Source organism: Streptomyces sp. NPDC053755 (assembly GCF_040677675.1).
In the GTDB taxonomy this organism is placed as follows: Bacteria; Actinomycetota; Actinomycetes; order Streptomycetales; family Streptomycetaceae; genus Streptomyces.
On record NZ_JBFASK010000001.1, the window covers coordinates 336066 to 359263 of the forward strand.

Consider the following 23198-nt stretch of genomic DNA (forward strand, 5'->3'; position numbering starts at 1 on the left):
CGCCCACCGGCCACGGGCGCGGCCACCGATCAGCCCTCAGCGGTCACGGCCACCGCCCACCGGCCACGGGCGCGGCCACCGATCAGCCCTCAGCGGTCACGGCCACCGCCCGCCCGCTCCGTATCGCCCCTACTCGCCCATCCCGTGGACCGCCGGGATCGTGCCGAGCCGCCCGGCCTGGAAGTCCTCGAAAGCCTGGCGCAGCTCCGCCTGGCTGTTCATGACGAACGGGCCGTAATGCGCCATCGGTTCGCGGATCGGCCGGCCGCCGAGGACGACGACCTCCAGGTCGGGCGTGTGCCCGTCCTGCTTCTCGTCCGCGCGGACCGTGAGCGAGCCGCCCTTGCCGAAGACGGCGGTCTGGCCCATGTGGACCGGCCGTCGCTCCGCGCCGACCGAGCCGCGCCCGGCCAGGACGTACACGAGGCCGTTGAAGTCCTCGCGCCACGGCAGGGTGACCTCCGCGCCCGGCCGGACGGTCGCGTGGATCATCGAGATCGGCGTGTGGGTGATGCCCGGGCCCGCGTGGCCGTCCAGGTCGCCGGCGATGACGCGCAGGAGCGCGCCGCCGTCGGGCGAGGCGAGGAGCTGCACCTGGCCGCCGCGGATGTCCTGGTAGCGGGGGGCCATCATCTTGTCGCTCGCGGGCAGGTTCACCCAGAGCTGGAGCCCGTGGAAGAGCCCGCCGCTGACGACGAGGGACTCCGGCGGGGCCTCGATGTGGAGCAGTCCGGAGCCCGCGGTCATCCACTGGGTGTCGCCGTTGGTGATGGTGCCGCCACCGCCGTTGGAGTCCTGGTGGTCGAAGGTCCCGTCGATGATGTAGGTGACGGTCTCGAAGCCGCGGTGGGGGTGCCACGGCGTTCCCTTGGGCTCGCCGGGGGCGTACTCCACCTCCCCCATCTGGTCCATCATGATGAACGGGTCGAGGTACTGGTAGTTGATCCCGGCGAACGCGCGGCGCACCGGGAAGCCCTCGCCCTCGAAGCCGGAAGGCGCCGTGGTCACGGCGAGCACGGGGCGGGAGACGGCGTCGGCGGGGGCGGCGACGCGCGGCAGGCTGAGCGGGTTCTCGACGGTCACGGCAGGCATCTCAGGACCTCCATCCTTGTGGGTCCAGAATAGTTGAACAATGAACTTCCTGCCACCCGGAACGCGGAACGCCCGGGAGGAATTCCCCCCGGGCGCCCTCCTGCGTCGACCGTCGCTCCGCGCGGCCCGCGCCGGCCCGCGTCAGCCGTACATCCGCCGCATCGCGAAGTCGACCATCTGCTCCACGGCCTTCGCGTCGAAGACCATCCGGTGATCGCCCTCCATGTCGAGGACGAAGCCGTAGCCGGTCGGCAGCAGGTCGATCACCTCGGCACCGGTGATCACGAAGTACTTCGACTCCTTGCCCGCGTACCGCCGCAGCTCCTTGAGCGAGGTGAACATCGGGATCACGGGCTGCTGCGTGTTGTGCAGGGCCAGGAACCCGGGATTGTCGCCCCGGGGGCAGTAGACCTTCGAGGTCGCGAAGATCTGCTGGAAGTCCTCGGCCGCCAGCGACCCGGTCGTGAAGGCCCGTACGGCGTCGGCGAGCGAGGGCGGCGACGGCTCGGGGTACAGCGGGGCCTGCTGGCCGTACCCACCCTGCATGCCACCCTGCATTCCGCCCTGCATCCCGCCCTGCATCGGCTGCTGCGGGGGCGGGGCGTACTGCTGCTGGGAGCCCGGATTCTGGTCGTAGCCGTACATGGACCACGAGCCTACTGCGTCACAGATGACCCGAGAGGGGTTGCTCTTATTACCGACGGGTAGCATCATCGATGAGAGCGTTAGCTACTTGCTGGTACGTGTACGAGGAACCTGCCTCCCCGATCCTTACGGAGCCGTCGCCATGGGGCACTACAAGTCGAATCTCCGCGACATCGAGTTCAACCTCTTCGAGGTCCTCGGGCGCGACAAGGTGTACGGCACCGGTCCGTTCGAGGAGATGGACGTCGAGACCGCCAAGAGCGTCCTGGAGGAGCTGACCCGCCTCTCCGAGAACGAGCTCGCGGAGTCCTTCGCCGACGCCGACCGCAACCCCCCGGTCTTCGACCCCGAGACGAACACCGCCCCGGTCCCGGCCAGCTTCAAGAAGTCCTACAAGGCCTTCATGGACTCCGAGTACTGGCGCCTCGGCCTGCCCGAGGAGATCGGCGGCACCACCTCCCCGCGCTCCCTGATCTGGGCCTACGCGGAGCTGGTCCTCGGCGCGAACCCGGCCGTCTGGATGTACTCCTCCGGCCCGGCCTTCGCCGGCATCCTCTTCAACGAGGGCAACGAGGCGCAGAAGAAGGTCGCGCAGATCGCCGTCGAGCGCCAGTGGGGCTCCACGATGGTCCTGACCGAGCCCGACGCCGGTTCGGACGTCGGCGCGGGCCGCACCAAGGCGGTCCAGCAGGAGGACGGCTCCTGGCACATCGAGGGCGTGAAGCGCTTCATCACCTCCGGTGAGCACGACATGGAGGAGAACATCCTCCACTACGTCCTCGCCCGCCCCGAGGGCGCCGGCCCCGGCACCAAGGGCCTCTCCCTCTTCCTCGTCCCGAAGTACCACTTCGACTGGGAGACCGGCGAGCTGGGCGAGCGCAACGGCGTCTACGCCACCAACGTCGAGCACAAGATGGGCCTCAAGGCCTCCAACACGTGCGAGATGACCTTCGGCGACCAGCACCCCGCCAAGGGCTGGCTGATCGGCGACAAGCACGACGGCATCCGCCAGATGTTCCTCATCATCGAGTTCGCCCGCATGATGGTCGGCACGAAGGCGATCTCCACCCTCTCGACGGGCTACCTCAACGCCCTCGAGTACGCCAAGGAGCGCGTCCAGGGCACCGACCTGGCGCAGTTCATGGACAAGACCGCCCCCAAGGTCACCATCACGCACCACCCCGACGTCCGCCGCTCGCTGATGACGCAGAAGGCGTACGCCGAGGGCATGCGCTCCCTCGTCCTCTACACCGCGGCCGTGCAGGACGAGATCCAGCTCAAGGAAGCGGCCGGCGAGGACGCCAAGGCCCTCATCGGCCTCAACGACCTGCTGCTCCCGATCGTCAAGGGCTACGGCTCCGAGAAGGGCTACGAGCAGCTCGCGCAGTCGCTCCAGACCTTCGGCGGCTCCGGCTTCCTGCAGGAGTACCCGATCGAGCAGTACATCCGCGACGCCAAGATCGACACCCTCTACGAGGGCACCACGGCCATCCAGGGCCAGGACTTCTTCTTCCGCAAGATCGTCCGTGACCAGGGCGCGTCCCTGAACGCGCTGGCCGAGGAGATCAAGAAGTTCCTCGCGGTCGGCACCGGCGGCGAGGAACTGGCCGCCGCCCGCGACGCGCTCGCCAAGGCCGCCGTGGACCTGGAGGGCATCGTCGGCACGATGCTCACCGACCTCACCGCCACCGGCGAGGACGTCAAGAACATCTACAAGGTGGGCCTCAACACCACCCGCCTGCTCATGGCCTCCGGCGACGTCGTCGTCGGCTACCTCCTGCTCAAGGGCGCGGCCGTCGCCGCCGAGAAGCTGGAGACCGCCTCCGCCAAGGACAAGGCGTTCTACACCGGCAAGATCGCCGCCGCGAAGTTCTTCGCCGCCAACGTCCTGCCGGGCGTCTCAGCCGAGCGCGCCCTCGCCGAGGCCGTCGACGGCTCGCTGATGGACCTGGACGAGGCCGCGTTCTAGCACGCGCCTCCTCCACACAGGAACGGCTCGTCCCCGGGGAGGGGGGCGGGCCGTTCCGTTTTCCGGGGTCCGCTCGACGGCTTTCGGACCGTGCGTAAGGTGAACGCATGAGCAGCGCACCCTCCCGCCCGTCGTCCCCGTTCGACCGCGGCCACACCGATGACCTCATGACCTTCCTGGCGGCCTCCCCGTCGCCGTACCACGCCGTGGCGACCGCCGCCGAGCGCCTGGAGAAGGCCGGCTTCCGGCAGGTCGAGGAGACCGCGGCCTGGGACGCCACGGCCGGCGGGAAGTACGTCGTCCGCGGCGGGGCGCTCATCGCCTGGTACGTACCGGAGGGCGCCGCCCCCCACACCCCGTACCGCATCGTCGGCGCCCACACCGACTCGCCCAACCTGCGCGTCAAGCCGCAGCCCGACATGGGCGCGCAGGGCTGGCGCCAGGTCGCCGTCGAGATCTACGGCGGCACGCTGCTCAACACCTGGCTCGACCGCGACCTCGGCCTCGCCGGCCGCCTCACCCTGCGCGACGGGACCCACCGCCTGGTCGACGTCGACCGGCCCGTGCTCCGCGTCCCGCAGCTCGCCATCCACCTCGACCGCCAGGCCAACGACGGCCTCAAGCTGGACCGGCAGCGCCACATGCAGCCGATCTGGGGCCTCGGCGACGTCCACGAGGGCGACCTGATCTCCTTCGTCGCCGGCGAGGCGGACGTCGACGCCGACGACGTGGCCGGCTGGGACCTGATGGTCCACCCCGTCGAGGCGCCCTCCTACCTCGGCCGCGACCGCGAACTGGTCGCCGGGCCGCGCATGGACAACCTCCTCTCGGTCCACGCCGGCGTCGCCGCGCTCGCCGCCGTCTCGTCCCGGCCCGGCCTGACCCACATCCCGGTCCTCGCCGCCTTCGACCACGAGGAGAACGGCTCCGAGTCCGACACCGGCGCCCAGGGCCCCCTGCTCGGCTCCGTCCTCGAACGGTCCGTCTACGCCCGCGGCGGCGCCTACGAGGACCGCGCCCGCGCCTTCGCCGGAACGGTCTGCCTCTCCTCCGACACCGGCCACGCCGTCCACCCCAACTACGCCGAGCGCCACGACCCGACGCACCACCCGCGCGTCAACGGCGGCCCGATCCTCAAGGTGAACGTCAACCAGCGGTACGCGACCGACGGCAGCGGCCGGGCCGTCTTCGCCGCCGCCTGCGAGCAGGCGGGCGTGCCGTGGCAGACGTTCGTCTCCAACAACGACATGCCCTGCGGCACGACCATCGGCCCCATCACCGCCGCCCGCCACGGCATCACCACCGTCGACATCGGCGTCGCCATCCTCTCCATGCACAGCGCGCGCGAACTCTGCGGAGCCGACGACCCGTTCCTGCTGGCGAACGCGCTGGTGGCGTTCCTGGAGGGATAGCGGCCGACAACCGGGGTACGCGACTCCCACTACTCCAGGAGGAGGCGGGATCCATGGGCCTCGGTGGCTGCATCATCCTCATCGCCGTGGGAGCGATACTCACGTTCGCGACGGACTGGGAGCTCCAGGGCGTCAACCTCGACCTCGTGGGGCTGATCCTCATGGCGGTCGGCCTCATCGGCGTCGCGACCTTCACCAGCATCGCGCGGCGCCGTCGGGCGGTCGTACCGCCGGTGGCGCCCACCGTCGTGGACGACGACCCCAGTCGTCGCTACTGACACGGTGCGCTCCGGCGCACCGCCGTACCCGCGGGTGCGCCCCGGCGCACCCCCGTCTACGCGAAACATCCGGGAAAGGCCCCACGCGACACGATCGCCCCTATGCATCGTCACGAGGGCCCGCCCCGGCGGAAGTTCATCGGCTGCGCCGCGACCGCCATGCTCCTCGGCATGGCGGTCGCGGCGTACGGCATCGCGGAGTTCGACGAACGACCCCCGTGGGGCACGGACATCGCGTACGAGGGCGGCTATCTCCAGGCCGTCCGGATCCGGCAGTACGACCTGACCGGGGAACGGACCCGCGCCCTGCTGGCCGGCGAGTGCGCCGCCATGGAGCGAAGGGGCATGGGCGGCGACCGGTCGGTCCACGACCCGGCGGCCTGGGTGACCGGCTGCCTGGACGGAGCGGCGGGCCGCCCGTCCTCGAACCAGGGCATCCTCCCCTGAGGGTGCCCCGCCGCCGGGCCGCGCGGCGGGGCACCCCCCGGGGGGGGAGGCCCGTGCGGTCAGGCGTCCAGGCCGGCGAGGATCAGCGGAAGCCGGGCCGCGCCGCTCGCGGTCACCTTCACCGGAACACCCCAGTCCTGCTGGTGGACATGGCAGGCCGGGTACTCATTGGCCGGGTCGTCGTCGCAGGACGCCGCCATCGCCGAGACGTGCAGCACGCCCTCGGCGTGGTCGGGGTTGAGCTCCAGCTCCCGGAAGAGGTCCGTGCCCGTCCCCTCGCCGCCCAGCAGCAGATCGGGCGGGGTCGAGGAGACGAGGAGCCGGGTGGACGGACCGTACCGCTCGTCCAGCTTCTGGCCCTTCGGCGCCTGGAAGACGACGTCGAGGCGGAGCCGCCCGGGGGCGACCTCGGTGGCCTCGCGCCGGGTGCGGTACGCGACGGACTCGACCCGCACCGCCTCCTCCGGCAGCCGCAGCCGCGTCAGCCGGTGCCGGGCGGACTCGACGACGACGATGTCGTCCCCGACCAGGACGGCGTCGGCCGGCTCGCGCAGATCGGTGGCCAGGGTGGTGACCTCGCCGGTGGCCGGGTCGAAACGGCGCAGGGCGTGGTTGTACGTGTCGCTCACGGCGACCGACCCGTCGGGCAGGGCGGTGACGCCCAGCGGGTGCTGGAGGAGCGCCTGGTCGGCGGCGCCGTCCCGGTGACCGAAGTCGAAGAGCCCGGTGCCCACGGCGGTGTGCACCGCGCCCTCCGTGTCGACCCAGCGCAGCGCGCTGTTCTCGGAGTCGGCCACCCACAGCCGCTCCTCGGTGGCGGCGAGCCCGGACGGCTGGGCGAACCACGCCTCGGCCGCCGGCCCGTCCACCAGGCCCTCGTTGGTGGTACCGGCCGCGACCTCCACCGTCCCCGTCTCCGGGTCGTACGTCCACAGCTGGTGGACGCCGGCCATGGCGATCCACACCTTGCCCCGCCACCAGGCCACGTCCCACGGCGAGGACAGGTCGACCTCCAGCGCGGGGCCGGAGGTGGGGGAGCCCTGCCACCACTGCCGGCCGGTCCCGGCGATCAGCTCGATCGCGCCGGTCTCCGGGTCGAAGACGCGCAGCGCGTGGTGCACGGTGTCGGCGACGACGACCTTGCCGTCGGGCAGCAACGCCAGGCCCTGCGGCTCCCGGAACTCGCCCTCGCCGATCCGTCGTACGACGCTCTCGCCGTCCGGCTCCAGCTCGACGAGCTGATGCCGTGTGGTGTCGGAGACGAGGAGGTTGCCGGAGGGCAGGACGACCGCCTTCCCGGGGAACCGCAGATCCCCCGCGACCGGCTCCGGCGGCACGTACGGCCCGTCACCGCGCCGCAGTGTCCCCTTGGCCCCGTGCTCGGCCTCCAGCTCACGGACGAGGGTCCGGAGGGCGTTGGCATGCCCCTCGCCCGCGTGCTGGGCGACGACGTAGCCCTCGGGATCGATGACGACGAGCGTCGGCCAGGCCCGTACGGCGTACTGCTTCCAGGTGGCGAGCTCCGGGTCGTCGAGCACCGGGTGGTGCACCTGGTACCGCTCGACGGCGTCGACGACGGCCTGGTGATCGGCCTCGTGCACGAACTTCGGGGAGTGGACGCCGACGATCACGAGGGTGTCCCGGTGCTGCTCCTCGAGCTCACGCAGCTCGTCGAGGACGTGCAGGCAGTTGATGCAGCAAAAAGTCCAGAAATCGAGCAGAACGATCTTTCCGCGCAGGTCGGCGAGGGTCAGATCGTCTCCACCGGTGTTCAGCCAGCCACCCTTGCCGATCAGCTCGGGGGCACGGACACGGGCACGGCGGGGCGCGGGCGCGGGGGTGGGCGCCGGGGCGGCATCGTTCATGGTTCAAGGGTGCCGTACGAGTGAAAGCCGGGGACGGGTGGGGCGGAGGCGGCGTGTCCTGCGCCAGGCAGGGGTCCGGACACGCGTGAAGGCCGGGCTTGCGGGGAAGCGCTCTCCTCATGGAGCGACATTCCGGAGAAAAGACGACGATCCCCCACAAATACCTCGTGCGCGACAAGCTCTTCGCCGTCGGCGACGACTACTGGATCGAGGACGAGAACGGCCGTCATGCCTTCCTCGTCGACGGCAAGGCCCTGCGGCTGCGCGACACCCTGGAGCTGAAGGACCCCCTCGGGCAGGTCCTCGTCACGCTGCGGCAGAAACTGTTCGCCCTGCGGGACGCGATGACGATCGAGCGCGACGACCGGCCGCTCGCCACGATCCGCAGGAAGCGGCTCTCGCTGCTGCGCAACCACTACCGCGTCACCCTGGTCGAGGGCACGGAGCTGGACGTCAGCGGCCGGGTCCTGGACCGGGAGTTCGTCGTGGAATACGAGGGCGAACTCCTCGCCCACATCTCCCGCCGGTGGTTCCGGGTCCGGGACACGTACGCCGTGAACGTCGTCCGCGAGGACGCCGACGCGGCGCTGCTGATCGCCGTGGCGGTGTGCGTGATCCGGATGGCCGAGCGCGAGCGGGAGGACCGGGAGGACTGAGCGCGGAGGCCGGGGCGCCGGCCGAGGGGATCACGCCGGCCCGCCTTCAGGGACGCGGCGGCTTCGCCACACCCAGCACGCGGTCCTTCAGCGCGGGGAACTGCTCCCTGGTCGTCGTCACCTTCGCCGGGTCGAGGGTGACCCGGAGGATCTCCTCGTCCGGGCCCGCCTCGGCGAGGACCTCGCCCCAGGGGTCGACCACGAGGGAGTGGCCGGCCTGCTCGACGCCGGCGTGCGTGCCGGCCGTGCCGCAGGCCAGCATGTACGCCTGGTTCTCCACGGCCCGCGCCCGGGCGAGCAGGGTCCAGTGCGCGCGGCGGCGGGCCGGCCAGCCGGCCGGGACCACGAACGCCTGGGCGCCCGCGTCCACCAGGCCCCGGAACAGCTCGGGGAAGCGCAGGTCGTAGCAGGTGGCGACGCCGACCGTCAGCTCGGGCAGCGCGACCGTCACCGGCTCCTCGCCCGCCGCCATCATCACGGCCTCGCCCTTGTCGAAGCCGAAGCGGTGGATCTTGCGGTAGCTCGCGGCCAGGGTGCCCCGCGGGGTGAAGACGAGCGAGGTGTTGTAGAGCGCGCCGCCCGCCGCCTCGACGACGGACCCGGCGTGCAGCCACACCCCGGCGTCCCGGGCGGCCGCCGCCATCGCCTGGTGCGTCGGCCCGTCCAGCGGCTCCGACTCGGCGGCGAAGGACTCGTACGCGAACGCCCCCATGGGCCACAGCTCCGGCAGGACGACGAGGTCGGCGCCGCGTTCCGCGCGTACGAGAGCGGCCACGCGCGCCCGGCGGGAGTCAACCGGTTCGTCCGGGTCTACTGCGATCTGGATCAGCGAGGCGCGCACACTACCACCGTCCTGGCATTCGAGCCGTCAACACGGGCCTACGATCGTCACACGAAAGCACTGCCGGGGTGCCTTCGGGCAGCGTAACTTAGCGTCCGAGCCTCCCACGCAGTCTTGTTTTCAGCCCGCGCACCGCAGAACCGCCGAGGGGTCCCGTGACCGTCCATCCCAGCCTTCAGACCTACGCCGACGCCTGGACCCACTCCATCGAAGCGATATCCGAGCTGGTGCAGCCGCTCGTGGAAGGCGAATGGAACCGCGCCACTCCGTGCCCGGGCTGGTCGGTGCGCGACATCGTGTCCCATGTGATCGGCATGGAGTGCGAGATGCTGGGCGACCCGCGCCCCATCCACTCCCTGCCCCGTGATCTCTACCACGTACGCACCGAGTTCGCCCGCTACATGGAGATGCAGGTCGACGTGCGGCGGCACCACACCGGCCCCGAGATGACCTCGGAGCTGGAGTACGTCCTGATCCGCCGTGCCCGGCAGCTGCGCAACGAGAACCGGCAGCCCGACCATCTGATCCGTGCGCCTCTCGGCGCCGAGCAGACCCTGGAAGTCGCCTACCGGATGCGGGCCTTCGACGTCTGGGTACACGAGCAGGACCTGCGCGCCGCGCTCGGCCGGCCGGGCAACCTCGACTCCCCCGCCGCCCTGATCACCCGTGACGTGCTGCTGGAGGCGCTGCCCAAGGTCGTCGCCAAGGACGCGGGCGCGCCGGCGAACTCGGCGGTCGTCATCGACGTCCACGGGCCCGTCGAGTTCCTGCGGACCGTCAGGGTGGACGCGGAGGGCCGCGGTTCGGTCGACGGCGCCCCCTCGCTCGGCCCCGCGGCGACGCTGGCGACGGACTGGGAGACGTACGTCCGTCTCGCCTGCGGCCGGGTCCGGCCGATGGACGTGGCCGACCGGATCAAGACCGACGGCGACGCGGACCTGGCGGCGGCGATCCTGGACAACTTCGCGGTGACGCCCCGGTAGCACGCCCTTCCCGCGTCGGGCCGCTCCGGCCGGAGAAGCGGTCGCGCCGGGCCTCCGCCGGACTCACACCGGGACGTGCACGGCCTCCACCCGGCTGGCGACCAGCCGTTCCCGCTCGAGCCGCGCGGTACGGGACCTGAGGCGCAGGATCTGGGTGACGCCCAGCGCCTCCAGGACGAAGACGGAGGAGAAGGCGATCCGGTAGTTGTCGCCGGTGGCGTCGAGGAGGACGCCGACGGCGAGCAGGGTCGTCATCGAGGCGACGAAACCACCCATGTTGACGATGCCCGAGGCGGTGCCCTGACGCTCCGGCGGGTTCGCCGGGCGGGCGAAGTCGAAGCCGATCATCGAGGCGGGTCCGCAGGCGCCGAGGACCGCGCAGAGGGTGATCAGCAGCCACATGGGCGCCCGGTCGCCGGGGTGGGCGACGGTCGCTCCCCACGCCAGCGCGGTCGCCGCGACCGTGCCGAGGGCCAGTGGGGCCCGCGCCGCATGGTGCCGGGCGATGATCTGTCCGTAGGCGAGCCCCACGATCATGTTGGACAGCACCACGAGCGTCAGCAGCTCGCCGGCGACCCCCCGCGAGAGCCCCTGGGCCTCGACGAGGAACGGCATGCCCCACAGCAGCAGGAACACCATGGCCGGGAACTGGGTGGTGAAGTGCACCCACATGCCGAGCCGGGTGCCGGGTTCGCGCCAGGACTCGGCGATCTGCCTGCGGACGTAGGCGGATCCGGCGTGCCGGACCGGCGCGGGGGCGTACCCCTCGGGGTGGTCCTTGAGGAAGAGCAGCAGCAGGACGAGCACCACGACGCCGGCGACCGAGCTGCCGACGAAGGTCGCGGTCCAGCCCACGCCGTGCAGCGCCCGCGCGATGACGATGGTCGAGACGAGGTTGCCCGCCATGCCGAAGAGGGCGGCGACCTGCCCGATCAGCGGCCCGCGCCGGGCCGGGAACCAGCGGCTGCCGAGCCGCAGCACGCTGATGAAGGTCATCGCGTCGCCGCAGCCGAGCAGCGCGCGGGCGGCGAGTGCCATGCCGTACGAGGGGGAGAGCGCGAAGCCCAGCTGTCCGACGGTGAAGAGCACCACGCCGAGGGTCAGCACCTTCTTGGTGCCGAGCCGGTCGACCATCAGGCCGACGGGTATCTGCATCCCGGCGTAGACGAGCAGCTGGAGGATGGAGAAGGCGGACAGGGCGGAGGCGTTGACGTCGAAGCGGTCGGCGGCGTCGAGGCCGGCGACGCCCAGGGACGTACGGAAGATGACGGCGACGAAGTAGACGGCGACGCCGACGCCCCAGACGAGGGCCGCACGCCTGCCGCCGGGCGGGTCGCCGGGGAGGGTGGCGGAGGATCCGAATCCGCGTCCGCTCACCGCGCCTCACCCCTGACCAGGACCTTGACCCAGCTGAGGTGCTGCCGGACGCAGGCGGCGGCTCCCTCGACGTCGCCCTCCCGGATCCGTTCGAGGATCTCGGCGTGTTCGGCGATGTTCTTGGCGACGCGGTCGGGCTGCGACTGCATCACGGCCACGCCCATCCGCAGCTGCCGGTCGCGCATCTGGTCGTAGAGGCGGGCGAGGATCTGGTTGCCCGCGTGCCGGACGATCTCGGCGTGGAAGCAGCGGTCGGTGATGGCGACCTCGGCGAGGTCGCCGGCCGCGGCGCGGCACTTCTGTTCCTCCAGGAGCTCCTCGAGGCGCGCGATCAGCGCGGGCGTGGCGGGGACGGCCCGGCGCACGGCGAACTCCTCGACGAGCAGGCGGGTCTCGACCACGTCGGCGATCTCCTGCGCGGAGACGGCGAGGACGAGGGCGCCCTTCTTCGGGTAGAGCTTCAGCAGCCCTTCCATCTCCAGTTTGAGCAGCGCCTCGCGCACGGGCGTCCGGGAGACGCCGACGGCCAGGGCCAGTTCCCCCTCGGTGAGCAGGGTCCCGCCTTCGTAACGGCGGTCGAGGACGGCCTGCTTGACGTGCATGTAGACGCGGTCGGCTGCGGGCGGCGCGGAAGGCATGCGCACAGCATAGATACAACAGGGGTGCAACAGGCAGCCCCGTCCGCGATGCGGACGCATGGGCGGTGGGAGGGCGGGCACGCGAACAGGACACCCGCAGACAAGGAGTTTCTCGTGCTCATCGTCGGCATAGTCGCCGTGTGCGTCGTCCTCGCCGTCCTGGCGTTCCTCGTACCCCGGCTCTCCCACCACCCTCAGCGCGGCACGCAGCGCACCCTGGGCCTCGGCTCCCGCGCGGGCGGCAAGGCACCCGGCGCGCTGGGCCGCCTCTTCAGCAAGCCCTTCAACAGCAGTCAGAAGGCGGTCGGCAAGAGCGGCTCCGCAGGCCGCAAGGCGCGGGGCAAGATGCCGTTCTGAACCCCGGAGGCCCGATGCCGTGCCGCACGCGAGCACGCCCGGCCGGTGGCGATGCCACCGGCCGGGCGTTTCACGTGAAACAGCGGAACTCAGACGTACGGGCGCATCACGCCCAGGTGATCAGCCGCTTCGGCTGCTCCAGGATCGCGGCGACATCGGCGAGGAACTTGGAGCCCAGCTCCCCGTCGACCAGGCGGTGGTCGAAGGAGAGCGCCAGGGTGGTGACCTGACGCGGCTTCACCTTGCCCTTGTGGACCCACGGCTGGAGCTTGATCGCCCCGACCGCGAGGATCGCGGACTCGCCCGGGTTCAGGATCGGCGTACCGGTGTCGACGCCGAAGACGCCGACGTTGGTGATGGTGAAGGTGCCGCCCTGCATCGCGCCCGGGGTCGTCTTGCCCTCGCGGGCGGTGGCGACCAGCTCGCTCAGGGACCGCGACAGCTCCGGCAGGGTCTGGGCGTGCGCGTCCTTGATGTTCGGCACGATCAGCCCGCGCGGGGTGGCCGCGGCGATGCCCAGGTTGACGTAGTGCTTGAGCACGATCTCCTGGTTCACCTCGTCCCAGGCCGCGTTGATCTCCGGGTTGCGCTTGGCGGCGACCAGGACGGCCTTGGCGATGAGCAGGAGCGGGTTGACCCGCAGGCCCGCCATGTCCTTGTCGGACTTCAGCTCCTCGACCAGCTTCATCGTGCGCGTGATGTCGAAGGTCACGAACTCGGTGACGTGCGGCGCGGTGAAGGCCGAGCCGACCATCGCCGCCGCCGTGGCCTTGCGGACCCCCTTGATGGGGATGCGGGTCTCCCGCGCCTCCGTCGCCACGGCGGGCGCGGCGGTGGCGGGCGCCGGGGCCGCGACCGGCGCGGCCGTCGGTGCCGGAGCAGCGGCGGCGGGCGCCGGAACGGACGGAGCCGGGGCGGCCGCCGCGTGGACGTCCTCCCGGGTGATGATCCCGTCCGGACCGGTGGGGGTGACCGTCGTCAGGTCCACCCCGAGATCCTTGGCCAGCTTGCGCACCGGCGGCTTGGCCAGCGGGCGGCCGCTCGCCGGACCGTGGCCGTTGAGCTGCTCCGGTACGGAGACGGGCGCGGCGGGCGCCGCCGGGGCGGGCGCCTGCACGGCACCGGCCGGGGCGGCCTTGCGGGCGCGGCGCTTGGTGGAGGTCGCGGCCACGCCGTAACCGACCAGGACCGGCTGACGGCCCTCGGGCTCGGCCTCCTCGGCGGCGGGGGCGACGGGCGCGGGCGCCTCGACCGGCGCCTGGGCCGGCGCTTCGGCCTCCGGGGCCGCGCCGCCGACGTTCACCGAGATGATCACCTCGCCGACGTCGACCGTCGTCCCCTCGGGGAAGCGCAGCTCGTGCACCACACCGTCGAAGGGGGAGGGCAGCTCGACCGCCGCCTTGGCCGTCTCGACCTCGCAGACGACCTGACCGTCGGTGACCGTGTCACCCGGCTGGACGTACCACTTGAGGATCTCGGCCTCGGTGAGGCCCTCGCCCACGTCGGGCATCTTGAATTCGCGGATCGTCACGATGCTCTCCTCAGTACGCCAGCGAGCGGTCGACGGCGTCGAGCACGCGGTCCAGGCCCGGCAGGTACTCCTCCTCCAGGCGCGCCGGCGGATACGGCGCGTGGTAGCCGCCGACCCGCAGGACGGGGGCTTCCAGGTGGTAGAAGCAGCGCTCGGTGATGCGCGCGGCGATCTCCGCGCCGGAGCCGAAGAAGACCGGCGCCTCGTGCACCACGACCAGGCGGCGGGTCTTCTCGACCGAGGCCTGGATGGTGTCGAAGTCGAGGGGGGAGATCGAGCGCAGGTCCACGACCTCGACGGACTTGCCCTCCTCGGCGGCGGCCGCGGCGGCCTCCAGGCAGGTCTTCACCATCGGGCCGTACGCGGCGAGCGTGAGATCCGTGCCCTCGCGGGCGACCCGGGCCTTGTGCAGCTCGCCGGGGATGGCCTCGGTGTCGACCTCGCCCTTGTCCCAGTAGCGGCGCTTGGGCTCGAAGAAGATCACCGGGTCGTCGCTCTGGATCGCCTGCTGGAGCATCCAGTAGCCGTCGGAGGAGTTCGCCGGGGTGACGACCTTGAGGCCCGCGACGTGCGCGAAGAGCGACTCGGGGGACTCGGAGTGGTGCTCGACGGCGCCGATGCCACCGCCGTACGGGATGCGGATGACGACCGGCATCTTGACCGTGCCGAGGGAACGGGCCCGCATCTTGGCCAGCTGGGTGACGATCTGGTCGTACGCCGGGAAGACGAAACCGTCGAACTGGATCTCCACGACCGGGCGGTAGCCGCGGAGCGCGAGGCCGATCGCGGTGCCGACGATGCCGGACTCGGCGAGCGGGGTGTCGACGACGCGGTCCTCGCCGAAGTCCTTCTGCAGCCCGTCGGTGATCCGGAAGACACCGCCGAGCTTGCCGACGTCCAGACCCATGATGACGACCTTGGGGTCGGTCTCCAGGGCCTTGCGGAGCGACTCGTTGAGCGCCTTCGCGAGGGGAAGCTTCTGTACAGCCATGTCTACTCGGCCTCTCCGCCCGCGAAGGACGCCTGGTAGTCGGCGTACTGCGCGCGCTCCTCGTCGACGAGCGCGTGCCCGTCCGCGTACACGTTGTCGAACATCGCCATGTGCTCCGGAACGGGCATGGCGCGGACGACCTCGCGTACGTGCTTGCCGAGCGCCTCGCTCTCCGCCTCGAGCTCTTCGAAGAAGGCCGCGTCGGCGTGGCCCTCGTTCTCCATGTACGCCTTGAGGCGCAGGATCGGGTCCTTGGCCTCCCACGCCTCGCGCTCGGTGTCGCGGCGGTACCGGGTCGGGTCGTCGGACGTGGTGTGCGCGGCCATCCGGTAGGTGAACGCCTCGATGAGGGTCGGGCCCTCGCCGCGGCGGGCACGCTCCAGGGCGGAGCGGGTCACGGCCAGGCACGCGAGGACGTCGTTGCCGTCGACGCGGACGCCGGGGAAGCCGAAGCCGCGGGCGCGCTGGTAGAGCGGGACGCGGGTCTGCTTCTCGATGGGCTCGGAGATGGCCCACTGGTTGTTCTGGCAGAAGAACACGACCGGGGCGTTGTAGACCGCGGAGAAGACGAACGACTCGTTGACATCGCCCTGGCTGGAGGCGCCGTCGCCGAAGTACGCGAGCACGGCGGAATCCGCCCCGTCCTTGGCGATGCCCATGGCGTAACCGGTGGCGTGCAGGGTCTGCGAGCCGAGGACGATCGTGTACAGGTGGAAATTGTTGCTGCTCGGGTCCCAGCCGCCGTGGTTCACACCGCGGAACATGCCCAGCAGATTGGTCGGGTCGACACCACGACACCAGGCGACGCCGTGCTCGCGGTAGGTCGGGAAGACGTAGTCGTCGTCGCGCAGCGCCCGGCCGGAGCCGATCTGCGCGGCCTCCTGGCCGAGCAGCGACGCCCACAGGCCCAGCTCGCCCTGACGCTGCAGGGCGGTGGCCTCGGCGTCGAAGCGGCGGGTGAGGACCATGTCCCGGTAGAGGCCGCGCAGCTCGTCGGCGCTCAGGTCGATGTCGTAGTCGGGGTGCTGGACGCGCTCCCCTTCGGGCGTCAGCAGCTGAACGAGCTCGGGCTCGGCGCCCGGCCCCTTCTTGACGCTCGCGCTGGCGGTGCGCTTGGTGCCGCTGCTGCGTCGCGTCGTCTTGCGCGCGGCAGTGCTTTCCACGGTCACGTGCGTGCTCCTCCGTCGGTCCGGCCCCCGGGTTCGCCGGGTGGGCCTGGGGTCCCCCCTACCGGAGGTAAGGGGAGGCTCCGCCTTATCCGACCCGCGCACGGGGTGGGTGCGACGCAGCCGGGGACAGGCGTGACAGGTGCCCCGGCGAGCGCCCTGTCATAGGCACGTTACCCAGTGCGCCGCATTCCTGCGAAACCCCATTTGACCTGCGATTTTGCTTGGATTTCCAAGTAAATCGAGGAATACGGGAACACAGCTGGTCAGCGCGGTGCAACGGCCGTGCGGCCGCCGGAACACGGGCACGGTATCCCGGCACCCCCGGGCACGGGAAGAGCCAATATGTGAGACTGACCCCGTGCGCGAAGATGGAAAAATCCGTGTATTTCTGTTGGACGATCACGAGGTCGTCCGGCGCGGCGTCCACGAGCTGCTCTCCGTGGAGGACGACATCGAGGTGGTCGGAGAGGCCGGCACGGCGGCGGACGCCCTGGTCAGGATCCCGGCGACCCGCCCCGACGTGGCGGTGCTCGACGTCCGGCTTCCGGACGGCAGCGGCGTCGAGGTCTGCCGCGAGGTCCGTTCGCGGAACGACGCGATCAAGTGCCTGATGCTCACCTCGTACGCCGACGACGAGGCGCTCTTCGACGCGATCATGGCCGGTGCCTCGGGTTACGTCCTCAAGGCCATCCGGGGGAACGAGCTTCTCTCGGCCGTACGGGACGTCGCGGCCGGCAAGTCGCTCCTCGACCCGGTGGCGACCGCCCGCGTCCTGGAACGGCTGCGCGACGGAAACAACCCGAAGGGTGACGACCGGCTCGCCAACCTGACGGACCAGGAGCGCAGAATCCTCGACCTGATCGGCGAGGGCCTGACGAACCGGGCCATCGGCGAGCGGCTGCACCTCGCCGAGAAGACGATCAAGAACTATGTCTCCAGTCTGCTGTCCAAGCTGGGCATGGAGCGACGCTCGCAGGCCGCCGCGTACGTGGCCCGGATGCAGGCCGAGCGGCGCTGACGAGCGGGACCTGCCCGGCGCCACCCGGCCGGAGGTCACTCGTGCGGACGTCACCCGCCCGGACGCCCGCCCTCACCCGCCCGGACGCGACACCACCGGACGCGGCCCGTCGCCCGGCGGCACCACCTGGTCCGTCGCCACCGCCCGGACGCCACCGGCTCGGGACCTACGTCCCGGACCGGGCAGGGCGGGAGCCCCTTCTCGATCCGGCGCCGGTGACGGAGAGTGGAGCGCATGTCCACCGAGGAGATGCGCGCCATCGAGCTGCTGCACCGTGTGTCGTACGGGCGGGTCGCGACCAGCATGCGGGCCATGCCCTTCGTCGCCCCGGCCCGGCACGTCGTGGCCGACGGCCGCGTACTGCTGCGGATGCACCGCGGGCTGGGCTACCACCGGGCCTGCAACGGCAGCGTCGTGGCCTACGGCGCTGACAACCTCACCTCGGGGGCCGACCACCTCTGGTCCGTGCAGTTCACCGGCACCGCCCGGGTCTTCGAACCGACCGACCGCCAACTGGCCGCCTTCGGCCCCGCACCGCGCACCGTGGACGGGGCCCCCTTCGAACCGGTCTACATGAGCGTCGAGCCCCACTTCGCGACCGTGCACACCCTCGACCACACCGCCGCACCCGAGGACCCGCCGCCCCTGCCCCCCGGCGGGCACTCCCTCCCGCGACCGACCCACCACGCTGCGTGATCTAACATCTGGCGGGTGCCGCGCTCATCTGAAACGCTCGCCCCGCCTCTCGGCGACCTGCTGCGCCGTTACCGCCACGCCGGTGAGCCGCTCTCCTGCGAGCCGGTCTCGCAGGGCCTCCTCAACCGCGGCTACCGCCTCGCCACCACCCGCGGCTCCTACTTCCTCAAACAGCACCTCGACGCGCCGACCGCCGACCGGGACACCATCAGCCGCCAGCACCGGGCCACCGAGCGCCTGCACGCCCTCGGACTGCCCGTGGCGCCGCCGCTCGCCGACCACGCCGGCCGCACCGTCGCCGTGATCGGCGGCCGGTGCTACGCCCTGCACCCCTGGATCGAGGGCCGGCACCGCGACGGCGCCCAGCTCTCCGCCGCCGGCTCCCGCCGCCTGGGCACCCTTCTCGGGCACGTCCACACCTGCCTGGAGCAGGTGATGGAGGCCCCGCCCGGCGGGACGCACGGGCGCGGGCCGTACGCGAGCGCCCGGCCCGAGGACACCTTGCGGATCATCGACGAACTGCTCCGCCTCGCCCGCGCCCGCCGCCCCCGGGACAGCTTCGACGAACTCGCCGAACACCGGCTCGTCGAACGCCGCGTCCTGCTCGCCGAGCACGCCCACCGCCGCCCGCCGCCCGCCGCCGCGGCCGCCTGGGTCCACGGCGACTTCCACCCCCTCAACCTGCTCTACCGGGGCGCGGAGCCGGCCGCGATCGTCGACTGGGACCGCCTCGGCGTGCGGCCGCGCGCCGAGGAGGCGGTCAGGGCCGCCGCGATCTTCTTCGTCCGCCCGGCCGGCGAGCTGGCGCTGCGGAAGGTGCGGGCGTACGCGCGGGCGTACCGGCGCGCGGCGGGCGCGGACGGGGCCGAACTGGCGGCCGCGGTGCACCGGGTGTGGTGGGAGCGCCTCAACGACTTCTGGATACTGCGCTGGCGCTACCAGCTCCACGACCGAAGGGCCGACCCGCTCTTTCCCGCGGCGTCGGCCCTGGTGGTCTGGTGGACCCGCGAATACGAGGCGGTGCGCGACGCGTTCACGGGGTGAGGAGCGGTCAGGGGGTGGTTCCCCCGGTGGGCTCGCCGTTGGCACCGGTCGTGGTGCCCGTCGTCGTGCCGGAGGAGGTGCCCGAGGACGTGCCCTGGTTGGTGCTGCCGTCGGTGGTACCGCCCTCGGTCGTGCCCTCGGTGGTGCCGCCCTCGGTGGTGCCCTCGGTGGTGCCGCCCTCCGTCGTTCCCCCGTCGTCCGTCCCGCCGTCGGTCGGATCGGTCGGCGGCGTCGACGGGTCGCCGGACGGCGTGCTCGGTGTCGTCGGCCGGTAGGACGGCCGGTAGGTCGGCTCGTAGGTGTTCTGGTTGCCGCCCGAGGAGGTGTCCGGCTCGCCCGTCTCCTCCGTGGGGTCCTGCGACGGCGTCGGGGTCGGGGAGTTCGTGGACGGCGAGGTGGTGACGGTCGGCTTGTCCGTCGTCCCGCCGCCGCCTCCGCCCGCCTTGTCCACGGCGTAGGCGACACCCGCCACGATCGCGATCAGCGCGAGCGCGACGAACAGCCACATCCGGCCGCGGCCCCTGCGGCCGTTGCCGTACGCGCCCTGGCCGTCGTACCCGCCGTCGTCGGGGTTCATCGGCGGCAGGATCGGGCCCTGCGAGGTCTCGTGGTGCATCGGGTGGCCGAGCGCGGTCGTCGCGGTGATGCCGCCGCCCGGCGTGTGGGCGCCCTCGTGCAGCTCCACCGGGCCGGTGTTCCAGGTGCCCGTGTGGCCGCCCTGCTGCTGGAGCATCTGCAGGCCGTACTGGATCAGGCCCCGCATCTCCTCGGCGCTCTGGAACCGGTCGTCCGGGTCCTTCGCCAGCGAGCGCATGACCAGGCCGTCCAGCTCGGGCGGCGACGCCTGCGCCACGTCGGACGGCGGGACCGGCATGTCCTGGACGTGCTGGTACACCACCGACAGAGGCGTCTCGCCGGTGAAGGGCGGCCGCAGCGCCAGCAGTTCGTAGAGCAGGCAGCCGGTGGCGTACAGGTCCGAGCGGTGGTCGACGGCCTTGCCGAGGGCCTGCTCGGGGGAGAGGTACTGCGGCGTGCCCATGACCATGCCGGTCTGCGTCATCGTCGACTGGGCGCCGTGCAGGGCCCGCGCGATGCCGAAGTCCATGACCTTGACCGCGCCGCCGTGCGTGATGATGACGTTCGCGGGCTTGATGTCGCGGTGCACGATGCCGTGCTGGTGGGAGTAGGCGAGGGCCTCGAGGACGCCCGAGACGATGATGAGGGCCTGTTCGGGACCCGGCGCCTCGGCGCTGATCAGCAGATCGCGGATGGTGCGGCCCTCGACCAGCTCCATCACGATGTAGGGGACGGACTGGGCGCCGACGATGTCCTCGCCGGAGTCGTAGACCGCCACGATGGCATGGTGGTTGAGGCCGGCGACCGACTGCGCCTCGCGGGTGAAGCGGGCCTTGGAGACGGGGTCCTCGGCGAGGTCGGCGCGGAGCAGCTTCACGGCGACGGTCCGGCCCAGCCGCACGTCCTCGGCGGCGAACACCTCGGCCATGCCACCGCGCCCGAGACGGTGGGTCAGGCGGTAGCGCCCGTCACCGACCACGCCGCCGACTCCCCAGGACTCCGCCCCGGCATCCGGCACTCCGCCGCCGCCTGCTTCGGATTCGGGTGCCATCAGTCCTCGCCGTCATGTCTTGCCGTGCCCTGCCGTCACGTCTGACCCGTCACGCTACAGGCTCCGTCCGACAGCACGGTCCGAGATGGACCGGCCATCCAACCCCTTCCGCGTACACCTGTGCAAATTCCAGGCGGTTCCTGTAACGCTTCCGAGACGCTTCTTGTGCTGAGGGTCACGGAACGGGCACCCGGCTTGACGTGTCGGTGCCCTGGGGCAGACTTGGCCAGGAAAAATCGGTGGAGCGCCGCCACGCGCGCGTAGGGGGAAGCACGAATGAGCCAGGACGGCGCACAGGGCCGCTATGCGGGCGGTTCGGTCGCGAACGGCCGTTATCAGCTTCGTGATCTGCTCGGCGAAGGCGGCATGGCGTCGGTCTACCTGGCCTACGACAGCGCGCTCGACCGGCAGGTCGCCATCAAGACCCTGCACACGGAGCTCGGCCGGGAACAGTCGTTCCGCGAGCGGTTCCGGCGTGAGGCGCAGGCGGTCGCGAAGCTGTCGCACACCAACATCGTCTCGGTCTTCGACACCGGCGAGGACACCCTCGACGGCGCCGTCATGCCGTACATCGTCATGGAGTACGTGGAGGGGCAGCCGCTCGGCTCGGTCCTCGCCTCCGACGTGCGGCAGCACGGCGCGATGCCGGCCGACAAGGCGCTGAAGGTGACGGCCGACGTGCTGGCCGCCCTGGAGACCAGCCACGAGATGGGCCTGGTCCACCGCGACATCAAGCCCGGCAACGTCATGATGACCAAGCGCGGCGTCGTCAAGGTCATGGACTTCGGCATCGCCCGTGCGATGCAGTCCGGTGTCACCTCGATGACCCAGACCGGCATGGTCGTCGGCACCCCGCAGTACCTCTCCCCCGAGCAGGCGCTCGGCCGCGCGGTGGACGCCCGCTCCGACCTGTACTCGGTCGGCATCATGCTGTTCCAGCTGCTCACCGGCCGCCTCCCGTTCGACGCGGACTCGCCGCTCGCCATCGCGTACGCGCACGTCCAGGAGGAGCCGGTCGCCCCCTCGTCCATCAACCGGTCGGTGACGCCGGCGATGGACGCGCTCGTCGCCCGCGCGCTGAAGAAGAACCCGAACGAGCGCTTCCCGAGCGCCGCGGCGATGCAGGACGAGTGCCTGCGGGTCCTGTCGGCGGGCCAGACCGGCGCTCCGGTGATCGTCGCGGGCGGTCCGGTCAGCAGCGGTGCGGGCGTCGGCTCGGCCGTCTTCCCGCCCGTCGGCCAGACCCCGCCGCCCTCCACGCAGGGCGTCCAGCACCCCTACCAGGCCCCGACGCCGCAGCCCGGGCCGTACGGCGCCCCCACCCCGGCCCCCGCGCCCTCGTACGGATATCCGCCGCAGGCCCCGGCGTACCAGACGCCCACGCCCGGGCCGTACACGATGTCGCCGCAGCCCTCGACCTCCGCGTCGCAGTCCTCGGTCGGCGGCCACGGGACCTCGGGCGGTTCCGGGAGCTCCGGCCGCAACATGCCGGTGCTCGTCGGCGCGATCGTCGTGGTGCTGGTCGCGATCGGCGGAGTGATCACGGCGATCTCCCTCGACAAGGACGACCCGAACGCCAAAGCGACCGGCGACCCGAGCCAGAGCCAGTCGGCGGCTCCCGGTCACAAGGGTCCGGACCTGACGAAGACGATCGACCCGAAGAAGTGCACGGAGCCGACCGAGTCGAACGACGACCCGGCGAAGTTCCAGATCCCGAACTTCACCTACAAGAACATCCAGTCCGTGAAGGCGTGCATCCAGGCCGCCGGATGGAAGATCACCACGCAGACACCGGTGGACGAGGCCACCTACGGCGAGGGCACCGTCCTGGAGCAGTACCCGCCGTCCGGTGAGGACGCCTCGAAGGAAGACGCCGAGTTCACCCTGAAGGTGTCGACCGGCAACCCGCCGCAGTAGCCTCGCCCGCCCCTGCCCCCGACGGCCCGCCGCCCGGCTCGGTCTGAGCGGCCTTCGGCGGGGGGGCGCGAGGGGGCCTCGCGGGAGCGGCCTTCGGCGAGGACTTCGCGGGGTCGCCTGCGCCGGGGGCCTTCGCCGGGGGCGCCGGCGCCCCTCCCGCCGTGGCCGTCCTCCGCACGTCCCACCCGGGATGCCGGAAGTGTCCCGCCATGTGACGCTGAGTTGGATTCCTCGGCGGCTCGGTACGGGAGGGGGTCACCCCGTGACTCCAGTACTCCGCGGGGCACGGCGACGGGCCCTCGGCCCGGTGTTCGTGTGCTCGCTGGTGGTGAGTGGCGCGCCCCTCTCCTATGGAGCGCAGAACGCGTCCGCCTGGTCGGCGGGCCCCTCGGTCAGCGGGACGGCGGCACCCTCCGCGGCGCGGGCGGGAGGGGGCACCGCGCGGGCGGGGGTCTCCGACTCGGGGCCCGGGTCCTCCGTGGCGCACCCGGACACGGGCGTGGCGCGGGCGGGGTCCTCCCTGGCCCCACCGGACGGGCGCGCGGCGCGGGCGGGGTCCGTGGCGCACCCGGACACGGGCGCGGCGCGAGCGGGGTCCTCCCTGGCCCCACCGGACGGGCGCGCGGCGCGGGCGGGGTCCGTGGC

21 protein-coding genes and 1 pseudogene are annotated in these 23198 nt (G+C 71.8%); 11 read left to right on the forward strand and 11 right to left on the reverse strand.

What is annotated here, in order from left to right; genetic code table 11:
• Nucleotides 1–129: 129 nt before the first annotated feature.
• Together AB0K65_RS01475 and AB0K65_RS01480 are read right to left on the reverse strand one after the other, a co-directional pair.
• Nucleotides 130–1092 carry a pirin family protein gene (locus tag AB0K65_RS01475; protein WP_365713121.1) on the reverse strand — a complete coding sequence of 321 codons (963 nt, stop codon included), beginning with the start codon at nucleotides 1090–1092 and terminating at the stop codon, nucleotides 130–132.
• A 141-nt stretch (nucleotides 1093–1233) separates the two neighbouring features.
• On the reverse strand, nucleotides 1234–1737 hold the full coding sequence (locus AB0K65_RS01480) for an SseB family protein (RefSeq protein ID WP_365713123.1): 504 nt from the start codon (nucleotides 1735–1737) through the stop codon (nucleotides 1234–1236).
• A 142-nt stretch (nucleotides 1738–1879) separates the two neighbouring features.
• On the opposite strand from AB0K65_RS01480, the gene AB0K65_RS01485 reads away from it, so the two are divergent.
• The 4 genes from AB0K65_RS01485 (at nucleotide 1880) to AB0K65_RS01500 (ending at nucleotide 5843) form a co-directional block, all read left to right on the forward strand.
• Nucleotides 1880–3706, forward strand: a complete 1827-nt coding sequence (locus AB0K65_RS01485) for an acyl-CoA dehydrogenase (RefSeq protein WP_365713125.1) — start codon at nucleotides 1880–1882, stop codon at nucleotides 3704–3706.
• A 107-nt stretch (nucleotides 3707–3813) separates the two neighbouring features.
• Nucleotides 3814–5118, forward strand: a complete 1305-nt coding sequence (locus tag AB0K65_RS01490; RefSeq protein ID WP_365713127.1) for a M18 family aminopeptidase — start codon at nucleotides 3814–3816, stop codon at nucleotides 5116–5118.
• Nucleotides 5119–5171: 53 nt separating this feature from the next.
• Nucleotides 5172–5396 carry a DUF6458 family protein gene (locus AB0K65_RS01495; protein ID WP_365713129.1) on the forward strand — a complete coding sequence of 75 codons (225 nt, stop codon included), beginning with the start codon at nucleotides 5172–5174 and terminating at the stop codon, nucleotides 5394–5396.
• A gap of 102 nt (nucleotides 5397–5498) precedes the next feature.
• Nucleotides 5499–5843 carry a hypothetical protein gene (locus AB0K65_RS01500; protein WP_365713131.1) on the forward strand — a complete coding sequence of 115 codons (345 nt, stop codon included), beginning with the start codon at nucleotides 5499–5501 and terminating at the stop codon, nucleotides 5841–5843.
• 59 nt (nucleotides 5844–5902) lie between these two features.
• Here the strand turns inward: AB0K65_RS01500 and AB0K65_RS01505 are convergent, their stop codons facing one another.
• Nucleotides 5903–7708 carry an NHL domain-containing thioredoxin family protein gene (locus AB0K65_RS01505; protein WP_365713133.1) on the reverse strand — a complete coding sequence of 602 codons (1806 nt, stop codon included), beginning with the start codon at nucleotides 7706–7708 and terminating at the stop codon, nucleotides 5903–5905.
• Nucleotides 7709–7827: 119 nt separating this feature from the next.
• On the opposite strand from AB0K65_RS01505, the gene AB0K65_RS01510 reads away from it, so the two are divergent.
• Nucleotides 7828–8364 carry an LURP-one-related family protein gene (locus AB0K65_RS01510; protein WP_365713135.1) on the forward strand — a complete coding sequence of 179 codons (537 nt, stop codon included), beginning with the start codon at nucleotides 7828–7830 and terminating at the stop codon, nucleotides 8362–8364.
• 46 nt (nucleotides 8365–8410) lie between these two features.
• Here the strand turns inward: AB0K65_RS01510 and AB0K65_RS01515 are convergent, their stop codons facing one another.
• Nucleotides 8411–9205: a carbon-nitrogen family hydrolase gene (locus AB0K65_RS01515; protein ID WP_365713137.1), complete on the reverse strand. Its 795-nt coding sequence runs from the start codon at nucleotides 9203–9205 to the stop codon at nucleotides 8411–8413.
• A 155-nt stretch (nucleotides 9206–9360) separates the two neighbouring features.
• Between AB0K65_RS01515 and AB0K65_RS01520 the strand changes: the two genes are divergently transcribed.
• On the forward strand, nucleotides 9361–10188 hold the full coding sequence (locus AB0K65_RS01520) for a maleylpyruvate isomerase family mycothiol-dependent enzyme (protein WP_365713139.1): 828 nt from the start codon (nucleotides 9361–9363) through the stop codon (nucleotides 10186–10188).
• Between the two features lie 63 nt (nucleotides 10189–10251).
• Here AB0K65_RS01520 and AB0K65_RS01525 read toward each other — a convergent pair whose 3' ends face one another.
• Nucleotides 10252–11565, reverse strand: coding sequence for an MFS transporter (locus tag AB0K65_RS01525; RefSeq protein WP_365713141.1), 1314 nt, complete (start codon nucleotides 11563–11565; stop codon nucleotides 10252–10254).
• Nucleotides 11562–12203: a GntR family transcriptional regulator gene (locus AB0K65_RS01530; RefSeq protein WP_365713143.1), complete on the reverse strand. Its 642-nt coding sequence runs from the start codon at nucleotides 12201–12203 to the stop codon at nucleotides 11562–11564. Before AB0K65_RS01530 ends, AB0K65_RS01525 begins: the two co-directional genes overlap by 4 nt.
• A gap of 114 nt (nucleotides 12204–12317) precedes the next feature.
• Between AB0K65_RS01530 and AB0K65_RS01535 the strand changes: the two genes are divergently transcribed.
• Complete coding sequence (locus AB0K65_RS01535; protein WP_365713145.1) at nucleotides 12318–12560, forward strand: DUF6411 family protein; 243 nt, start codon at nucleotides 12318–12320, stop codon at nucleotides 12558–12560.
• A 106-nt stretch (nucleotides 12561–12666) separates the two neighbouring features.
• Here the strand turns inward: AB0K65_RS01535 and AB0K65_RS01540 are convergent, their stop codons facing one another.
• The 3 genes from AB0K65_RS01540 to pdhA are packed head-to-tail and all read right to left on the reverse strand — an operon-like array spanning nucleotide 12667 to nucleotide 16251.
• Nucleotides 12667–14070: a dihydrolipoamide acetyltransferase family protein gene (locus AB0K65_RS01540; RefSeq protein WP_365713632.1), complete on the reverse strand. Its 1404-nt coding sequence runs from the start codon at nucleotides 14068–14070 to the stop codon at nucleotides 12667–12669.
• Nucleotides 14071–14101: 31 nt separating this feature from the next.
• On the reverse strand, nucleotides 14102–15082 hold the full coding sequence (locus AB0K65_RS01545; RefSeq protein WP_365713147.1) for an alpha-ketoacid dehydrogenase subunit beta: 981 nt from the start codon (nucleotides 15080–15082) through the stop codon (nucleotides 14102–14104).
• A gap of 2 nt (nucleotides 15083–15084) precedes the next feature.
• A complete protein-coding gene (gene pdhA / locus AB0K65_RS01550; protein ID WP_365713149.1) occupies nucleotides 15085–16251 on the reverse strand; it encodes a pyruvate dehydrogenase (acetyl-transferring) E1 component subunit alpha in 1167 nt (388 codons plus the stop codon).
• Between the two features lie 358 nt (nucleotides 16252–16609).
• On the opposite strand from pdhA, the gene AB0K65_RS01555 reads away from it, so the two are divergent.
• The 3 genes from AB0K65_RS01555 (at nucleotide 16610) to AB0K65_RS01565 (ending at nucleotide 19009) form a co-directional block, all read left to right on the forward strand.
• Complete coding sequence (locus tag AB0K65_RS01555; protein WP_365713151.1) at nucleotides 16610–17269, forward strand: response regulator transcription factor; 660 nt, start codon at nucleotides 16610–16612, stop codon at nucleotides 17267–17269.
• 234 nt (nucleotides 17270–17503) lie between these two features.
• On the forward strand, nucleotides 17504–17965 hold the full coding sequence (locus tag AB0K65_RS01560) for a pyridoxamine 5'-phosphate oxidase family protein (RefSeq protein WP_365713153.1): 462 nt from the start codon (nucleotides 17504–17506) through the stop codon (nucleotides 17963–17965).
• A gap of 15 nt (nucleotides 17966–17980) precedes the next feature.
• Complete coding sequence (locus AB0K65_RS01565; RefSeq protein WP_365713155.1) at nucleotides 17981–19009, forward strand: phosphotransferase; 1029 nt, start codon at nucleotides 17981–17983, stop codon at nucleotides 19007–19009.
• A 7-nt stretch (nucleotides 19010–19016) separates the two neighbouring features.
• Here AB0K65_RS01565 and AB0K65_RS01570 read toward each other — a convergent pair whose 3' ends face one another.
• Nucleotides 19017–20636: a protein kinase gene (locus tag AB0K65_RS01570; protein ID WP_365713157.1), complete on the reverse strand. Its 1620-nt coding sequence runs from the start codon at nucleotides 20634–20636 to the stop codon at nucleotides 19017–19019.
• Nucleotides 20637–20912: 276 nt separating this feature from the next.
• On the opposite strand from AB0K65_RS01570, the gene AB0K65_RS01575 reads away from it, so the two are divergent.
• Nucleotides 20913–22553 (forward strand): protein kinase, encoded by a 1641-nt coding sequence (locus AB0K65_RS01575; RefSeq protein WP_365713159.1) that lies wholly within the window; start codon nucleotides 20913–20915, stop codon nucleotides 22551–22553.
• A 348-nt stretch (nucleotides 22554–22901) separates the two neighbouring features.
• Here AB0K65_RS01575 and AB0K65_RS01580 read toward each other — a convergent pair.
• Nucleotides 22902–23198: pseudogene (locus AB0K65_RS01580) on the reverse strand (hypothetical protein); the annotation flags it as partial.